The following is a 15,787-nucleotide window of genomic DNA, read 5'->3' as shown; positions in this document are numbered from 1 at the left end:
CCGTACGTAGCCTGTGCGCCCCGTCGAGGCGCACAGGCCGTTCGTTAGATCACGCCCTCCGAAAGCGTGCTCGGGTTGCCAAACCGGTGCGCGGTGATCGAGATGGCCTGTTCGCGCAGGAACGGAAGCACCTCGATGCGGCCGGCCTGGGTAACCGCGTTGGAATACACGGCAATGTCCGGGCTGCCGTTCATGGCCTCAGCCAGAGCGGATGCCGCCTCCGCCGCGCCCAGCACCGGGTCACTGCCGATGAGGCGCACGCGGCTGGCCGTGATTTCGCCCGAACGGGCCCGAGCGAGCCACTCCTCGTCGCTCTCGACCACAACCACGATCTCGCGCTCGGCAAGGATATTGCGCACGGCGGGCGGCACCGGGATGGTGCTGGACACATCGAAGCGCGACGTTGACAGGGTCGCGGCGGCGATCACGCGCAGCAGCTGGGCGAGCGTGCCGGTTTCCGTCAGGCGCACCGTGACCGGCAGCGCACGGTAGCGGAACAGGTTGCGCTCCACCCCGAGATCGGTCGCGTCGCGCACGACGTTAAACTCCTCGCGCCAGGCCAAAGCGTCACTCACCGCCGAGCGGCGCAGCACGTCGAAGTCGGCGTAGTCGAGAAAGGGCTGGCTGGCCTCGATGATGTCGGTGACGCGCTGCTCGAGACCACGCAGGTGCAGCGTCGAGCTATTGCGGCCCGGTTCGTTGACCCAGCTGCCGAGGCCGAGGAGATAGTTCGGTCCGCCGGCCTTGGTGCCCGCGCCCACGGCGGAGCGCTTCCAGCCACCGAACGGCTGGCGCTGCACAATGGCGCCGGTGATGCCGCGGTTGACGTACAGGTTGCCGGCCTCAACAGAGTCGACCCAGACGGCGAGTTCGTCGGCGTCGAGCGAGTGCAGCCCAGTGGTCAAGCCATAGTCGACGGCATTTTGAAAGCGGATGGCTTCTTCCAGATTGCGCGCGTGCATCACGCCGAGCACCGGGCCGAAAAACTCGGTGAGGTGAAAATACGATCCGGGCGCGACGCCGGTGCGGATTCCAGGCGACCAGAGCTTACCGGTCTCATCGAGCTGCTTCGGCTCGACCAGCCACTTCTCTTCAGCACCGAGAGTGGTCAGCGCGTGCAGCAGTTTGCCGTCGGCCGGCGACATGATCGGGCCCATCTGAGTGACCGGATCGCTGGCCGGTCCGACCTTGATCGAGGTAGCGGCATCGACCAGCTGGCCGAGGAACCTCTCCGATTTTGCGACCGATCCGACCAGGATCACGAGGCTGGCGGCCGAGCACTTCTGGCCGGCGTGGCCGAAAGCACTCTTGATGACGTCAGCGGCGGCCAGGTCGAAGTCGGCCGAGGGGGTGACGATGATGGCGTTCTTGCCGCTCGTTTCGGCGAGCAGCGGAAGGTCGTGGCGGAAGGAGCGAAACAGCTCGGCCGTCTCGTAGCCGCCGGTGAGAATGACCCGGTCGACCGCGGGGTGCGCGATGAGCTTGGCTCCGAGGTCCCGGTCAGGCAGGTTGACGAGCGCGAGCAGCTCGCGCGGAATGCCCGCCTCCCACAGCGCCTCGACAACGACGGCGCCGGTGCGCTGGGCTACGGTCGCGGGCTTGACGACGACGCCAGCACCGGAGGCGAGGGCGGCGAGCATGCCACCGGCCGGGATGGCGGTCGGGAAGTTCCACGGCGGTGTGACCACGATGAGTTTGGAGGGCACGAAGATGGCGCCCTGCACGCGGTCGAGGTCCTTGGCTCGTTCGGCATAATAGTTGGCGAAGTCGATGGCTTCGCTCACCTCGGCGTCACCCTCTGTAATGGTCTTGCCGCACTCGCTCGCCATGACCTCGATCAGGCGATCGCGGTTGGCGGCGAGCGCGAGTCCGGCGCGGTGCAGCACGGCAGCGCGTTCGGCGCCGGTTTTCTGCCCCCAGGCGGCTCCGGCGGTCAGCACGCCGTCGATGATCGTGTTGAGCGCGGCCTCGTCGGGAACGGCGGCGGCCTCGATGGTCTCGGTGCCGAGAACGGATGCGTCAGCGCGGGCCAGGATGCGCCGGCCCCAGGCCCGGTTGGCCGGCAGCGACGGGTCGGTGTCCGGCTCATTGCGGAAGCTCGAGTGCGCCGGCACCGAGCCGCGGGTGATGCCGAGCAGGGCTTCGGTCAGCTGCGGGTCGGCATCGGGGGCGGTCTCGATGCCCTGGCTGCGGGCATCCGGGAGGGCAGCGGCGAGGCGATCGAGGTCATAGCTGCTCGAGCGATCCTGCACGCGGTTGGGCGCAGGAACCCGATCATCGAGCGCGTCGAGGGAGGCCTGAAAACGGGCCTTCTCGCGGTTGAACAGCTCCGGGCTGCTGGTCAGCTCGAACACGGCCGACATGAAGTTCTCCTGGCTCGCGTTTTCTTCGAGGCGGCGAATGAGGTAGCTGATCGCCACGTCGAAGTGTGAGGGGTCGACGACGGGGGTATAGAGCAGCAACTGCCCGACGTCCTGCCGCACGGCTTGGGCCTGGCCGGTGGCCATGCCAAGCAGCATCTCGAAATCGACCCGATCATCGACGCCACGGGCGACGCTGAGCAGGTGCGCCCAAGCCACGTCGAACAGGTTGTGGCCGGCGATGCCGAGCTTGACGGCGTCGGTATTCTGCGGGGTGAGCGCCCAGTTGAGCACCCGCTTGTAGTTGGTGTCGCTATCCTGCTTGGCCCCGAACGTGGCAAGCGGCCAGTCGTGTACGGCGGCGTCGACGTGTTCCATGGCGAGGTTGGCGCCCTTGACGAGGCGCACCTTGATCGCAGCTCCCCCGGCCGCGCGGCGGTTCTGGGCCCAGTGGGTCAGGCCCTGGATGGCGCTGAGTGCGTCGGGCAGGTAGGCCTGCAGCACGATGCCGGCTTCGAGTTGGGCGAGCTGCGGCTGGTCGAGCAGGCCCTCGAACACCGCGATGGTGAGGTCGAGGTCGCGGTACTCCTCCATGTCAAGGTTGATGAATTTTGGGGTAGCGGATGCCGCGGCGAACTCAAACAGCGGTGTCAGCCGTTCGATCACCCGGGCGACAGTCTCGTCAAAGGCCCACATCGACAGCTGGCTGGCGATAGATGACACCTTGATCGAGACGTAGTCCACGTCCGGGCGTTCAAGGATGCGTTTGGTGCCCTCAAGGCGTTCGAGCGCTTCCTTCTCGCCGAGCACCGATTCGCCGAGCAGGTTGATGTTGAGGCGGTTGCCACCCTCTTTCAGATGGGCCAGCGCGGGCCCCAACTTGTCGGGGGTGGCGTCGACGACGAGGTGGCCGACCATTTGTCGAAGCACCGTGCGGGCGGCGGGGATGACTACCCAGGGCAACACCGGACCGAGAATGCCGCCGAGCCCGATGGCTGCGCGCATGGGCACCGGCAGAAAACCGGGTGCCTTCCTGGCCACTTTTTGCAGGCTGTAGCCGGCGACCATCTTGTCTTCGGGGCGCATGACGCCGTCCACGAATCCGACAGTGAAGTCGAGGCCGTTCGGGTCTTTCAGCACGCCGGCGAGCCGCTCGGCCGCGGCATCCGCTGGGATGGTGGCGCTTTCGTCGAGCCATTTCTTTACGAGCGCAACGACCTCCGTACTGAAATCCTCGTTGGCGGGGCGGGTGGAGGCGTTGGTCATGGTCACGAGACTAGTCTTTCGTTCGCGGATGGGGTGCTCTGGTGTTTCAAGTCTGCGACCAGCCTATATTTAGCAAAAGCAATTGTTTATGCACGGTATTCGTTACAATTTCTAATGATTTGGTTTTCGGTGGGCTGATGGGTGTAGGGAGTAGCAAATGCTGGATGTCAGGCGGCTGAGGCTGCTGCGTGAACTGAAGATTCGCGGCACCCTGGCCGGGGTCGCCGCAGCCCTCGCGTACAGCCCGTCCGCGGTGTCGCAACAGCTCGCGCTGCTCGAGAAAGAGGCCGGCGTGGTGCTGCTCAAGAAAGTTGGCCGCCGGGTGCAGCTCACCCCGCAGGCTGAGATCCTGGTCGAGCACACCACGCATTTGCTGGAGCGGCTCGAGCTCGCAGAGGCCGACCTGCGCGCCAGCACGACGACAGTGTCTGGCACCGTGCGGGTGGCCGTGTTCCAGTCGGCGGCCCTCGCCGTGATTCCGCGGGCGCTCACCTTTCTCGCCGAGGAGTACCCGGCGTTGCGGGTAGAGGTGACCGAGCGTGAACCGGAGCGCGGCCTGTTCGAGGTCGCCGCCCGGGACTTCGACCTCGTGCTGGCCGAGCAGTATCCCGGCCACACCCGAGCACACTGGCCCGACCTGGACCGGGTCAATCTCGCGACGGATGCATTGCGGCTCGCGGTGCCTCCAGCGGAGAACTCGCGCGTCAGCGCGGACACGCTCGAGGACACCGCCGGCCTGCCCTGGGTGATGGAACCGGTCGGCACGGCCTCGCGCCAGTGGGCCACGCAGCTGTGCCGTTCGGCCGGTTTCGAACCTGACGTTCGGTTTGAGACCGCCGACCTGATCGCACATATCCGCTTGATTGAATCGGGCAATGCCGTCGGGATTCTGCCCGATTTGGTCTGGGCCGGTCGCATGCCGGCCGTGCAGCTGCACGATCTGCCTGGCACACCACACCGCACCCTGTTTTCGGCCGCTCGCCGGTCGAGTGCGCAGCGCCCGGGCGTGGTCGTGGTGCGCAGAGCCCTCGACCGAGCGGTGAGCAAGGTTGCCAAGCCCACCGAATCCGACCCGCTCGAGCCGCCGCGCCCGTTCGAGCCTCTCGCGCCGGTGTAGCCGCTCCTACAAAGAACGGATCCCACTCTCGTGAACAGATCGCCGGTCGTGAACGTTGGGATTGAGGTCTCTAATGCGACCGCGATGCGGCAGGGTGAATGAGGAGTCGCCACGGCCGGGCGGCAAGGACGAAGGCAATCAGACCGATGAGCAGGCATACCCAGCCAAGGTTGATCGACACGTTGAAACCACTGGCAGAGGGGCTGTAGGCGAGATTCGAACCTGGGAAGAACGTCATTGCCCCGGAAACTCGATTCTCGGGCGCTGCCGCGATGGCACCGTCGAGCCAGCTCAGCGTCGCGAGCAGCTCGGCGATCAATGAGATTGCCAAGAGGCTGCAGCCCACCCCGAATCCGACTGCCCAATGCGGGCGCGTTGGGTCTGCGACGTCGGCGGCAGCGGCCATCTCTCGTGTGCTGCCCAGGCCGCGCACGGCATTGCGCGAACCGACGAGTGAGGTCGCGTCGCCGAGGTTGGCTCGCAGTTCGCGCCTCAGATCGCGTCGTCGCCTGCCCGGCACGCCACGCAGGTCGAGCCACATGTCGTAGGAGAAGGTCGCGTTAGCGATGCGGGCGCGGTCTAAGACGTTCATGAGGGATTCCTTACCTTCAGTACACGATCAACGTTGGCGATGAGGGTGACCCATGCGTCGAGTGCGCGAGCTGCTTCTGACTGGCCTGCTGTGGTGACGTTGTAGTACTTTCGTGCCGGCCCGGTTGTCGAGCGCACGAGGCGCGAATCGAGCAGTCCGGCTGATTCCAGGCGTGTCAGTGCGGGATACACGCTGCCCTCGGTCAGCTCTGTAAAGCCGGCCCCTTGGAGGCGGACGACGAGAGCGTAACCGTAGTCGTCGCGGTCCCCGACCAGGCGCAGGAGAAGGAGGGAGAGCACTCCCTTGAGCATCTGTGCATCCTGAGCCATTTCGTCAGCATATCGCCTAGTACTTGGCATAGGCAAGTAGAAGTTTCTCGATCTCGGTCTGTCCACGATGATGTCGACCCGGCGTGGTGGCGGGGTCAGCGGGCGCGGCGGTCACAACGCCGCCATGGCCGTTCTGGAGGGTTTTTGACGTATAGCCGGGGCGTGCAAAGTGGCCTAGCCTGAGTTAAAGACTCGCGTTTCACTCAAAGTGGAGGTCACCATGTCAGCCAAGCCCACCGGACGCCTCGTTCACCGCGAAGACGGCCTGTATCTCATGTTCAATCGGCTGTTCAACGCGCCCATCGAAAAGGTGTGGGCGAGCATGACCCGCCCCGCCGAACTCGAGAAGTGGATCGGCACGTACACGGGGTCGCCGGCCACCGGCGCCGTAAAATTCAAGATGACGGCGGAGCCCGACGCTAAGTGGGAGTACGTGAGCATTCGGGAATGCCAGGCTCCGCACCGCTTCAACGGCGATTTCGGTGAGGGCGAGGATTCCTGGCGCGCTCTATTTCACCTGGTCGAGGGTGATGGCATGACGAACCTGACCTTCGGGCAGCGCTTACGCTCGGCGTCTGAAGCGGCCACGGTCGGTCCCGGCTGGGACTACTACCTCGATCGCCTGGTCGCCTCGCGCGCTGGCCTGCCGGTACCGGCGTGGGAGCACTACTACCCCGCCCACGCCCAGTTTTACAAGGACCTCATCATTCCGGTGCGCACCGCCAGCTAGTTCCAGATGCTCGGTGCGGGGGCGCGCGTGGCAGGTGCCGCAGCGGTGCGGCTCCACTCCAGCAGCCAATCCGGAACACTCACGTTGTCGGGGGCGACACCGATCGCCTCAAGCAGCTCGTCGATCGTCACCACGCCGCCGGTGCGCTTGAGAAAGCGGCCTCGAATGTAACCGTGAGAATAGATTTCGGGCGCACCATCGGCATCCGGTCGCACGAAACGCTGCTCGACGTAGACCGCCTTCTCATCGAAGCCGAGGATGCGCGACTCCACGGTGAACTTTTGGCCGACCGTGAGCGACTTGCGAAAGCTGATCGTCTCAGAAACCACCACCGGGTACCAGCCGCGCTCCTTGAAAATGGCCCAGACGCCGGTTCGATGCAGCATGTCGAAGCGGGCCACGTCCATGATCGACAGGTAGACCCCGTTGTTCATGTGTCGCAAAATATCCTGGTCGGTCGGCAGGGTCACGAAGTTGGTGCGCGCGACGTCGAAGTGGCCAAGTCTTGGGCCGAACTTTGACAGCAGGGCATGGAGGAGGGTTCTAAAGAACATATGCACGAGACGATGCTAACGAAGCGAGGGCACGGGCGAGCAACCCGTTGTGGGTGAGCGCTATCATCCGTCTCGCCAGACCGGGTCGCCTGCACGATATGCCACAGTCAGCCATGCTTTCCCGCTCGCCGCTGGCAACACCGCCGCAACTTCGGGTGTAACTCATGGGGTTTTGTCATAGCCTCGAGGGTGACATCGGAAGACAACGATCTGGAGGGACCACCGCGTGCACGAGAAAACGCTCAGAAACGTGTCTGCGCCTGGCCAGGCGCCCGAGGGCACCCCCCGGTGGGATCCACAAGCTGAGAGTCTTCCTCGCGTGTTCAGAAGCGTTGAGGAAGTGCGCAATGAAATCGGAAAAATCGTTGGGTTCAGCCCTCCATTTCGCGTCACGCAGCAGAAGGTAGACGCTTTCGCCGACTTGACCGGTGACTACGAATGGATCCACGTCGACCCCGTCAGAGCCGCCTTGGGGCCATTCGGAGGTACGATCGTGCACGGTTACCTCACGCTGTCGCTCATCGCCCGCTTCGCGAGCGAGGTTTTTCGACTCGAGTTCGAGTCGGCAACGCTCAACTACGGGTTAGACAAGGTACGCTTTCCCGCGCCGCTCTCGACCGGGTCGCTGGTGCGCGCGAAAGTGTCTTTCACGAGCATCACTGATCATCCTGCAGGATCACTGGTCGCGGTGCAGTACATTCTTGAGGCCGAGAATGTCTCCAAGCCGGTGTGCATCGCCGATACGTTGTTGCTCGCGTTGTCGGTATCGGATCCAGCGAGGTAAGTCCTGATTTGAACCCTGACCGTACTTGTGCTCAGCCGCGCTTGTCCTGGTAGGGCACGTTCGACGCCTGATGTTGGGGCCTCTGATACAGGTCAGCGGGAGTCGGTTCATACGGATAAGTTGTGGTTTGGCTCGACTCGAGATAGGTCGTGATGCGACGACGGATCAGCCAGCCCGCCGGCGTGCGCACATATGCGGTGTCGTAGTAGCCCGAAACGGAGCGGGCTTGGCTGCGACCATACTCATTCGTCCCAGAAGCCTCGAACTTAAAGTGGACTCGCCCGACGGCAGTGTCCCCCGCCAGTGTGAAATGCGGAACGTGCAGAAAGTGCATGCCGCTGAGCGGCTCATTCTCGCAAAAGTTGGCCAGGTTGCTGCGACCCTCCACCAGATTCTGCGCTGCCATTCCCACGAGCTGACGCCCCTGATAGATCCCGTCCTCCGTAAACAACTCTGACCACGGTCCAGACTGTCGGCTGTCATAGAGGAAGCCGTATTCCCCTTCGAGATCAAGGAGAGCGAGTCGATCTTCGGCGGCCTCCAGGCGCTGCTCAATTCCGAGCGTCTCGACGTTTTGCGTGGCGCTTCCAACCATCTTTTCCTCCTGAAATCCAGCGTGAACAAACTTCTCTATGACGCTAGCCGACACAAACGCCACTGTCGACACTTGTGTTGACCCACCAGGTATTGGACGCTGCCGCCGATGCACCAGACGAGGGTGATGTATCCGTGTACCGTGGAAGGAATTAACTGAAGGATGTACATGGTGGCTAATTCAACACCGCTGACCATAGATCCCATTGCGGAAGCTCGTCGCCAGTGGGCCGAGCACGGGTGGGGCGAGGCCGCCGACGGCATGGCGGCAGTCACATCCATCATGCGGGTGCAGCAGCTCATGCTGGCGCGGGTCGAGGCCACGCTGAAGTCGTTCCGGCTGTCTTTCGCGCGGTACGAGATGCTCACGCTGCTCAGTTTCACCAAGGACGGAGCTCTCCCGATGACGAGCGCGAGCGTGCGACTGCAGGTCCACCCAACGAGCGTCACCAACACCGTAGACCGTCTGGAACGTGACGGGCTGGTCAGGCGCGCGGCACATCCAACAGATGGTCGCGCGACCCTGATCGTTCTAGAAGATGCCGGACGCGAGTTGGTCGCTCAAGCATCGGCCAGCCTTAACGAAGAGGTGTTCGTCCGGCCGGGCCTCGTGCAAGACGACATGACTCAACTCATCCACATCCTGGCGCGCTTCCGGCGCAACTCCGGCGATTTCATTGACCCTCCAGTGCAGCCCAATCCGCTCTAGCGCACAAAAGAAATAAAACTAAGTCCTAGTAAATACTTTATCCTCCTAGTATATTGCTCTAGAAGACGCATCCGCTCATCGATGCGTCTCGCCATCTGGAACGCAATAGCAGGGAGTGAAATAGTGAAGATCGTTGTTCTCATGAAGCAGGTCCCGGATACGTATGGTGAGCGCATTTTGGATCCATCGACGGGATTAGTCGATCGTTCCGGCAGCGACGCCGTCATCGACGAGATTGACGAGCGTGCGCTCGAGGTGGCACTGAGCTACAAGGACGCCCACAAGGACGTCGAAGTCGTCGTCGTGTCGATGGGGTCAACGGCAGTGACCGTGGGCCTGCGTAAGGGGTTGGCGATGGGCGCCGACTCTGCCGTTCATGTTCTTGACAGCGCCCTGGCGGGCGCAGATGTCGGGTGGACGTCTACCGTGCTCGCTGCGGCCCTGACGACAACCGGTTTCGATCTGGTCATCGCCGGCAACGAGTCGACGGATGGCGGGGGCGGGGTGGTTCCGGCGATGGTGGCCGAACGATTGGGCGTTCCACATGTCACGTACCTCGAATCGGTACAGATCTCGGATGACGGGGTGGTCGGGGAGCGTAGCACCGGGCGGGGAAAGCTCCGCGTGCACGCTGCATTGCCCGCGGTCATCTCGATAACGGAGCGCTTGCCCGAGGCGCGCTTTCCGAAATTTAAGGGGATCATGTCGGCTAAGAAGAAGCCGTTCACCGTGGCATCGCTCGGCGACCTGGGTATCGACCCGGCTGTCACCTTCGCCGGTGTCGGGCGCTCCGTAGTGCTGCAGACAACCAAGCGTCCTGCCCGCGCTTCGGGTAAGAAAATCGTCGACGAGGGAAATGCCGGTGTTGAGCTCGCGGATTTCCTTGTTGCTGGCCACCTGCTCTAAGGAAGGAAATGTCAATGTCGAACATTCTTGCGCTCATCGAAATTTCTAATCACGGCGACCTTGAGGACTCGACTCCCTCGCTGCTCGCCGCCGCCGCCAAGCTCGGCACTCCCGTCGCCGTCGTGGTCACCGCGCCAGGGGCAGGGGCTGCCCTGGTCGACCACCTCGGACGCCTCGGTGCCGCTCAGGTTTATCTTGCGCAGGGCGAGCAAGTGGGCACGTTTCTGGTCACGCCGCAGGTGGACGCTCTAGCCGCGGCCGTGTTGGCCTTCGATCCTGGCGCTATTCTGACGGTGAATTCGGTCGAAGGGCGTGACGTTGCCGCTCGCTTGGCGGCGCGAATTGATGCTGGCCTCGTGATCGATGCCGTCGACCTGCGCTTTGAGGGAACGAATGTCGTCGCGACCCACTCGGTATTCGGAGGTGCGTACACGGTGGAATCCACCGTAGAAGGCGGCCCGACGATTGTCACCGTTCGCCAGGGAGCGATCGAGGGGCAAGCGGATGCTGTCGCGCCAGTCGTCACAACAGCGTCACTGGGGAGCGAAACGGGTCGTTCCGCCATCATCGATGAGGTCATTGACAATGTCGTTGTTTCGGCCAGGCCGGGGCTTCGCGGTGCGACCAAAGTCGTCTCTGGAGGCCGTGGGCTGGGGTCGCAGGAGAAGTTTGAACTCGTCGAACGGCTGGCCGATGCGCTTGGCGCAGCCGTCGGGGCCTCACGCGCGGCGGTCGATGCTGGCTTCGTCTCGCAAGCCTCCCAGGTTGGCCAGACCGGGGTAACCGTGTCGCCGCAGCTCTATGTGGCGCTCGGAATTTCCGGAGCGATTCAACACCGCGCGGGAATGCAGACAGCGAAAACGATCGTGGCCATTAACAAAGACGCGGACGCACCTATTTTCGATATCGCGGACTTCGGCATCGTCGGCGACGTTTTCACCGTCGTCCCACAGCTCATAGAAGCTATCGAGTCCCGCAGCAAGAAGTAGGACGCGCACCATGTGGAGAGTAAGAAATGCGCACGAGTAAGTGGTTCAAGCTGGTCTGGATCGTTCCCGCAGTGCTGGTACTGCTGGCGGCGGTGGTTCTGGCCGCGCAGGGGCTTCGCACGCTTGAGGGGGTGCGGGCCTTCCTCGACAAGTATCCCGGTGAGTCAGAGCTTCCAGCTGGGGCGCCCGTCGGTTTTCCGGCGTGGCTGGCCTGGCAGCACTTTCTGAATGCGTTCTTTATCGTGTTGATCATCCGTACCGGGTGGCAGATTCGCACGGTTGCGCGACCCGCAGCCCATTGGACGCGCAACAACACCGGTCTGCTCAAAACCAAGAACCGCCCGGCTAAAATCAGTTTGACCCTGTGGTTTCACCTCAGCCTTGACGCGCTCTGGGTGCTCAATGGAATCATTTTCTACATCCTGATTTTCACAACCGGTCAGTGGCTGCGCCTGGTCCCGCAAAAGTGGGATGTGTTCCCCAACGCACTCTCCGCCGGCCTGCAATACGCTTCGCTCAACTGGCCCACCGAAAACGGCTGGACCAACTACAACAGTCTGCAACTCCTCACCTACTTCGTCACGGTTTTTATAGCCGCGCCGCTAGCCATCATTACCGGCCTGCGAATGTCGGGGGCGTGGCCGAAAAACGCCACCAGAATTAATAGGGTCTATCCGGTCGAACTTGCGCGAGTGATCCACTTTCCCGTGATGCTCTACTTCGTGTTTTTCATAATCGTCCACGTGACCCTGGTGCTCACCACCGGCTTGTTGCGCAATCTGAACCACATGTACGGGGGAAGCGACAGCAACAGCTGGGTAGGGTTCTGGATCTTCGCAGCCTCACTCGTCGTCATGGCCGGTGCCTGGGTTGCTGCCAGGCCCATCTTTCTGCGCTCGATCGCAGCCCTGACGGGATCCGTCACGCGCTGATCCGGCCCGCCGGCCGGTTCTCATTCGACGCTCACACCGTCTGCTCTTCGTGGCAAAAAATTACTTGATCTACCTAGTAAATGGTAGTACTTCCTAGTACATTGATTATGAGGCAGGTCACCATGGCGGTGAGCAGAAAGTAGGAAATTCGATGGTTCAGGGATTGACGCTGGTTCGGGAATTGACCCACTTCGTCGGGGGAAAACACATCGAAGGCACCTCAGGTCGTTTCAGCGAGGTCTTCGACCCCAGCACGGGAACGGTGCAGGCTCGGGTCCCGCTGGCCTCCAAGGCCGAAGTCGAAGCCGTCATCGCCAATGCCGAAATTGCACAGGTCGAGTGGGCGTCCTGGAACCCCCAGCGCCGCGCCCGAGTGCTTCTGCGCTTTCTCGCTCTGGTGGAGCGCGACATGGATTCTCTCGCCCGGCTCCTCTCCTCCGAGCACGGAAAAACATTCGAGGATGCCAAAGGTGACATTCAGCGCGGGGTCGAGGTCGTTGAATTTGCTGCCGGCGCTCCGCACCTCCTCAAGGGCGACTACACGACCGGTGCCGGAACTGGAATCGACGTCTACTCGATGCGTCAACCGCTCGGTGTCGTCGCTGGTATCACCCCGTTCAACTTCCCCGCGATGATTCCATTGTGGAAGGCTGGCCCCGCCCTCGCCGCCGGCAACGCCTTCGTTCTCAAGCCGTCGGAGCGTGACCCCTCCGTTCCCCTGGCCCTGGGCGAACTCTTCATCGAGGCCGGAATGCCCGCCGGTGTGTTCAACGTGGTCAACGGCGACAAGGAGGCCGTCGACACGCTACTGACCGACGATCGGGTCCAAGCGATCGGCTTCGTGGGTTCGACCCCCATCGCCCAGTACATCTATGAGACGGCCGCCGCTCAGGGCAAACGTGCCCAGTGCTTCGGCGGTGCAAAGAACCACCTGATCATCATGCCCGACGCGGACCTTGATCAGGTTGCCGACGCCCTCATCGGCGCCGGATACGGTGCAGCTGGGGAACGGTGCATGGCTATTTCGGTCGCGGTGCCCGTCGGAGCGGCCACGGCCGATGCCCTGGTGGCGAAACTGGTCGAACGGGTCAAACAGCTGAACGTCGGACCGTCCCTCGATCCGAAGTCGGACTACGGCCCCCTCGTCTCGCAGGCCGCCGTCGAGAAAGTCTCCGACTACATTCAGATCGGAATCGATGAAGGCGCCGAATTGCTCGTAGACGGCCGCGGTCATGTCGTCGACGGTTACGAAAACGGCTTCTACCTCGGGCCGACGCTGTTCGACCACGTTACGCCGTCGATGACGATCTACCTGGAAGAAATCTTCGGCCCCGTGCTCATCATCACTCGCGCGGAGGACTACGAAGCGGCCCTTCGTCTTCCGTCGGAACACATGTACGGCAATGGAGTGTCGATCTTCACCCGGGACGGCGACACCGCCCGCGACTTCGCCGCCCGGGTGAATACCGGCATGGTCGGAGTGAATATTCCTATTCCCGTCCCGATCGCGTATCACAGTTTCGGCGGGTGGAAGAAGTCAGGATTCGGTGACCTCAACCAGTTCGGTACCGATTCGTTCAAGTTCTATACGAAGACCAAAACGGTAACGTCGCGCTGGCCGTCCGGCATCAAAGAAGGCGCCAGCTTCGTCATGCCCCAGATGCACTGACCATGTACGAGCTCACTGACGAACAACAGGCACTGGTCGGCGCCGTGCGGGATTTTTCCGGCTCCGCTCTGGCGCCGCACGCGATCGAATGGGATCAGAATAAACATTTTCCGGTCGATGTGCTGCGGGAGGCCGGCGAGCTCGGCCTCGGCGGAATTTATGCCCGCGAAGACGTCGGCGGAGCCGGACTGAGTCGTAGTGACGCCGTATTGATTTTCGAGGAACTCGCCAAGGGCGACACGACCATCGCGGCCTACATCTCCATCCACAACATGGTGGTCTGGATGATTGACACCTTCGGCAACGATGAACAGCGTCACCGGTGGGTTCCACCACTGGCATCAATGGAGCAACTGGGCAGCTACTGCCTGACCGAACCGGAGGCCGGATCAGACGCGGCGGCGCTCACCACATCCGCCGTGCGCGACGGAGACGACTACGTCATCAACGGTGTGAAGCAATTCATTTCCGGTGCCGGTTCCTCCAGCATCTATGTCGTCATGGCGCGTACCGGCGCCGCGGGGCCGAAGGGGATCAGCGCGATTGTCGTACCGACCGGCACCCCCGGGCTCTCATTTGGCGCCAATGAAAAGAAAATGGGCTGGAATGCCCAGCCCACCCGCCAGGTGATATTCGACAACGTTCGCGTGCCGGTCACCAACCGACTCGGCGACGAAGGAACCGGCTTTCACATCGCCATGAAGGGCCTCAACGGCGGCAGAATCAATATAGGCGCCTGCTCCCTCGGCGGCGCCCAATGGGCCCTCGATCAAGCCGTGCACTACCTCAAAGAACGCAAGGCCTTTGGCAAGCTCCTCGTCGAACAACAGTCCCTGCTGTTCACCCTCGCCGACATGGAGACCGAGCTGCAAGCGGCGAGAGGGCTGCTTCGACGCGCTGCCTGGGCACTGGACACGAACGCCCCTGACGTTGTATCGCTGTGCGCGATGGCCAAACGATTTGCAACGGATGCCAGTTTCACCGCAGCCAACGCCGCGCTCCAGCTGCACGGCGGCTACGGATACCTGGCCGACTACGGCATCGAGAAAGTCGTGCGTGACCTTCGAGTACACCAAATTCTGGAGGGGACAAACGAGATCATGCGGCTCATCGTTGGTCGCGCCCTCGTGGACGACGCGGCATGACCCAGTCGGCCCCAGCAGAGCCCGAGGTTCTCTTTACTCGCGACGGCCAGGTTGGACACATCACTCTGAACCGACCGAGATCGATCAATGCCCTGACCCACGGCATGGTCAACGCCATCCAGGCCGTGCTCGACGAGTGGGCCGTCGACGCCACTGTGCGCACCGTGCTGCTGACCGGGAGCGGAGAGCGCGGCCTGTGCGCCGGGGGCGACATCCTCTCGCTGTACCGCGATGCCACCACCGGCGATGGAACGGCAGCGTCCGAGTTCTTCCGGGACGAATACCGACTCAATGCCAGCATCGCCAACTACTCAAAGCCCTTCGTTGCGATCATGGATGGACTCGTGCTCGGTGGCGGAATCGGCCTCTCGGCTCACGGCTCGCACCGGGTTGTGACCGAACGCTCACAGCTGGGGATGCCCGAAACCGGAATCGGCTTCGTGCCAGACGTTGGCGGGACGTGGCTGCTCTCACATGCGCCCGGTGAGCTGGGAACTTTCCTCGCGCTCACCGCCGCACATGTGCGAGCGGGCGACGCGATCGCGATCGGGCTGGCAGACTCATTCATCGCCTCCGACCAAATTTCGGCACTGATAGACACACTGGCCACGACGGATGCTGAGCCAGCAATCGCGTCGATGAGCCAGATCGCGCCCGCCTCGAACCTGAAAGCTCAACGATCCTGGATAGACCAGGCGTTTGCGGGCGAGAGCGTCCCCGCCATTATCGACCGATTGCACGCCTCGACCGCCGAAGAAGCACAGGCCGCCGCGGAGTCGATGAGCTCAAAATCTCCCACGGCACTGGCCGTCACGCTGGCGTCGCTGCGCTGCACCAGGCACTTACCCAGCCTCGAAGCCGCCCTCGAACAGGAATATCGAGTGTCAGTGCGCGCCCAGCGCGCGCCTGACTTCACCGAGGGAGTGCGAGCTCAAGTCGTCGATAAGGACCGCCAGCCACGCTGGTCGCCGCCAACTCTTGACAGCGTGACCCGTGCGCGGGTCGATTCCTATTTTGCACCGCTCGAACCCGGTGAGCCGCAATTCACACTTTCTGATCGTGTAACAGGCACGTCAGCTTTCTGACACAGCCCCTCGAGCGCCAGCGCAGG

15 protein-coding genes are annotated in these 15,787 nt (G+C 62.8%); 10 read left to right on the top strand and 5 right to left on the bottom strand.

What is annotated here, in order from left to right:
- Positions 1–44: 44 nt before the first annotated feature.
- The gene (locus tag E3T39_RS04200; RefSeq protein WP_134513526.1) at positions 45–3,626 is read right to left on the bottom strand and encodes a proline dehydrogenase family protein; all 3,582 of its coding nucleotides are present in this window, start codon (positions 3,624–3,626) and stop codon (positions 45–47) included.
- Between the two features lie 157 nt (positions 3,627–3,783).
- Here E3T39_RS04200 and E3T39_RS04195 point away from each other — a divergent pair, with 157 nt between their 5' ends.
- Complete coding sequence (locus tag E3T39_RS04195; RefSeq protein ID WP_134513468.1) at positions 3,784–4,743, top strand: LysR family transcriptional regulator; 960 nt, start codon at positions 3,784–3,786, stop codon at positions 4,741–4,743.
- A 70-nt stretch (positions 4,744–4,813) separates the two neighbouring features.
- Here E3T39_RS04195 and E3T39_RS04190 read toward each other — a convergent pair whose 3' ends face one another.
- Together E3T39_RS04190 and E3T39_RS04185 are read right to left on the bottom strand one after the other, a co-directional pair.
- Positions 4,814–5,335 (bottom strand): hypothetical protein, encoded by a 522-nt coding sequence (locus tag E3T39_RS04190; protein ID WP_134513467.1) that lies wholly within the window; start codon positions 5,333–5,335, stop codon positions 4,814–4,816.
- Positions 5,332–5,664: a PadR family transcriptional regulator gene (locus tag E3T39_RS04185; RefSeq protein ID WP_134513466.1), complete on the bottom strand. Its 333-nt coding sequence runs from the start codon at positions 5,662–5,664 to the stop codon at positions 5,332–5,334. Before E3T39_RS04185 ends, E3T39_RS04190 begins: the two co-directional genes overlap by 4 nt.
- A gap of 220 nt (positions 5,665–5,884) precedes the next feature.
- Here E3T39_RS04185 and E3T39_RS04180 point away from each other — a divergent pair, with 220 nt between their 5' ends.
- Positions 5,885–6,394: an SRPBCC domain-containing protein gene (locus tag E3T39_RS04180; protein ID WP_134513465.1), complete on the top strand. Its 510-nt coding sequence runs from the start codon at positions 5,885–5,887 to the stop codon at positions 6,392–6,394.
- Here the strand turns inward: E3T39_RS04180 and E3T39_RS04175 are convergent.
- Positions 6,391–6,948, bottom strand: coding sequence for an acyl-CoA thioesterase (locus E3T39_RS04175; protein WP_134513525.1), 558 nt, complete (start codon positions 6,946–6,948; stop codon positions 6,391–6,393). The genes E3T39_RS04180 and E3T39_RS04175 overlap by 4 nt on opposite strands.
- Before the next feature lie 319 nt (positions 6,949–7,267).
- On the opposite strand from E3T39_RS04175, the gene E3T39_RS04170 reads away from it, so the two are divergent.
- A complete protein-coding gene (locus E3T39_RS04170) occupies positions 7,268–7,732 on the top strand; it encodes a MaoC family dehydratase (protein WP_134513464.1) in 465 nt (154 codons plus the stop codon).
- A 31-nt stretch (positions 7,733–7,763) separates the two neighbouring features.
- On the opposite strand, the gene E3T39_RS04165 is transcribed toward E3T39_RS04170, so the two are convergent.
- Positions 7,764–8,327 carry a nuclear transport factor 2 family protein gene (locus E3T39_RS04165; RefSeq protein ID WP_134513463.1) on the bottom strand — a complete coding sequence of 188 codons (564 nt, stop codon included), beginning with the start codon at positions 8,325–8,327 and terminating at the stop codon, positions 7,764–7,766.
- A 168-nt stretch (positions 8,328–8,495) separates the two neighbouring features.
- Here E3T39_RS04165 and E3T39_RS04160 point away from each other — a divergent pair, with 168 nt between their 5' ends.
- The 7 genes from E3T39_RS04160 (at position 8,496) to E3T39_RS04130 (ending at position 15,761) form a co-directional block, all read left to right on the top strand.
- The gene (locus E3T39_RS04160; protein WP_198416082.1) at positions 8,496–9,035 is read left to right on the top strand and encodes a MarR family winged helix-turn-helix transcriptional regulator; all 540 of its coding nucleotides are present in this window, start codon (positions 8,496–8,498) and stop codon (positions 9,033–9,035) included.
- Positions 9,036–9,158: 123 nt separating this feature from the next.
- Positions 9,159–9,941: an electron transfer flavoprotein subunit beta/FixA family protein gene (locus E3T39_RS04155; protein WP_134513461.1), complete on the top strand. Its 783-nt coding sequence runs from the start codon at positions 9,159–9,161 to the stop codon at positions 9,939–9,941.
- A gap of 14 nt (positions 9,942–9,955) precedes the next feature.
- Positions 9,956–10,930: an electron transfer flavoprotein subunit alpha/FixB family protein gene (locus tag E3T39_RS04150; protein WP_134513460.1), complete on the top strand. Its 975-nt coding sequence runs from the start codon at positions 9,956–9,958 to the stop codon at positions 10,928–10,930.
- A gap of 26 nt (positions 10,931–10,956) precedes the next feature.
- A complete protein-coding gene (locus E3T39_RS04145) occupies positions 10,957–11,862 on the top strand; it encodes a cytochrome b/b6 domain-containing protein (RefSeq protein WP_134513459.1) in 906 nt (301 codons plus the stop codon).
- Between the two features lie 169 nt (positions 11,863–12,031).
- Positions 12,032–13,531 (top strand): CoA-acylating methylmalonate-semialdehyde dehydrogenase, encoded by a 1,500-nt coding sequence (locus tag E3T39_RS04140; RefSeq protein WP_134513524.1) that lies wholly within the window; start codon positions 12,032–12,034, stop codon positions 13,529–13,531.
- 2 nt (positions 13,532–13,533) lie between these two features.
- Positions 13,534–14,676, top strand: a complete 1,143-nt coding sequence (locus E3T39_RS04135; protein ID WP_134513458.1) for an acyl-CoA dehydrogenase family protein — start codon at positions 13,534–13,536, stop codon at positions 14,674–14,676.
- Positions 14,673–15,761, top strand: coding sequence for an enoyl-CoA hydratase/isomerase family protein (locus E3T39_RS04130; RefSeq protein WP_134513457.1), 1,089 nt, complete (start codon positions 14,673–14,675; stop codon positions 15,759–15,761). Before E3T39_RS04135 ends, E3T39_RS04130 begins: the two co-directional genes overlap by 4 nt.
- Positions 15,762–15,787: the final 26 nt, after the last annotated feature.

This window comes from Cryobacterium suzukii (genome assembly GCF_004403185.1).
Taxonomy (GTDB): domain Bacteria; phylum Actinomycetota; class Actinomycetes; order Actinomycetales; family Microbacteriaceae; genus Cryobacterium; species Cryobacterium suzukii.
Note: the sequence above shows the minus strand (reverse complement) of the source record. Positions and strands in the feature narration are given on the sequence as shown.

Bases quoted from the DNA above. Each gene is read 5' to 3' on its own strand.
- E3T39_RS04145 (WP_134513459.1), top strand. From the start codon at position 10,957: ATGCGCACGAGTAAGTGGTTCAAGCTGGTCTGGATCGTTCCCGCAGTG.
- E3T39_RS04150 (WP_134513460.1), top strand. From the start codon at position 9,956: ATGTCGAACATTCTTGCGCTCATCGAAATTTCTAATCACGGCGACCTT.
- E3T39_RS04180 (WP_134513465.1), top strand. From the start codon at position 5,885: ATGTCAGCCAAGCCCACCGGACGCCTCGTTCACCGCGAAGACGGCCTG.
- E3T39_RS04190 (WP_134513467.1), bottom strand. From the start codon at position 5,335: ATGAACGTCTTAGACCGCGCCCGCATCGCTAACGCGACCTTCTCCTAC.
- E3T39_RS04130 (WP_134513457.1), top strand. From the start codon at position 14,673: ATGACCCAGTCGGCCCCAGCAGAGCCCGAGGTTCTCTTTACTCGCGAC.
- E3T39_RS04200 (WP_134513526.1), bottom strand. From the start codon at position 3,626: ATGACCAACGCCTCCACCCGCCCCGCCAACGAGGATTTCAGTACGGAG.
- E3T39_RS04165 (WP_134513463.1), bottom strand. From the start codon at position 8,327: ATGGTTGGAAGCGCCACGCAAAACGTCGAGACGCTCGGAATTGAGCAG.
- E3T39_RS04135 (WP_134513458.1), top strand. From the start codon at position 13,534: ATGTACGAGCTCACTGACGAACAACAGGCACTGGTCGGCGCCGTGCGG.
- E3T39_RS04195 (WP_134513468.1), top strand. From the start codon at position 3,784: ATGCTGGATGTCAGGCGGCTGAGGCTGCTGCGTGAACTGAAGATTCGC.
- E3T39_RS04185 (WP_134513466.1), bottom strand. From the start codon at position 5,664: ATGGCTCAGGATGCACAGATGCTCAAGGGAGTGCTCTCCCTCCTTCTC.
- E3T39_RS04160 (WP_198416082.1), top strand. From the start codon at position 8,496: ATGGTGGCTAATTCAACACCGCTGACCATAGATCCCATTGCGGAAGCT.
- E3T39_RS04175 (WP_134513525.1), bottom strand. From the start codon at position 6,948: ATGTTCTTTAGAACCCTCCTCCATGCCCTGCTGTCAAAGTTCGGCCCA.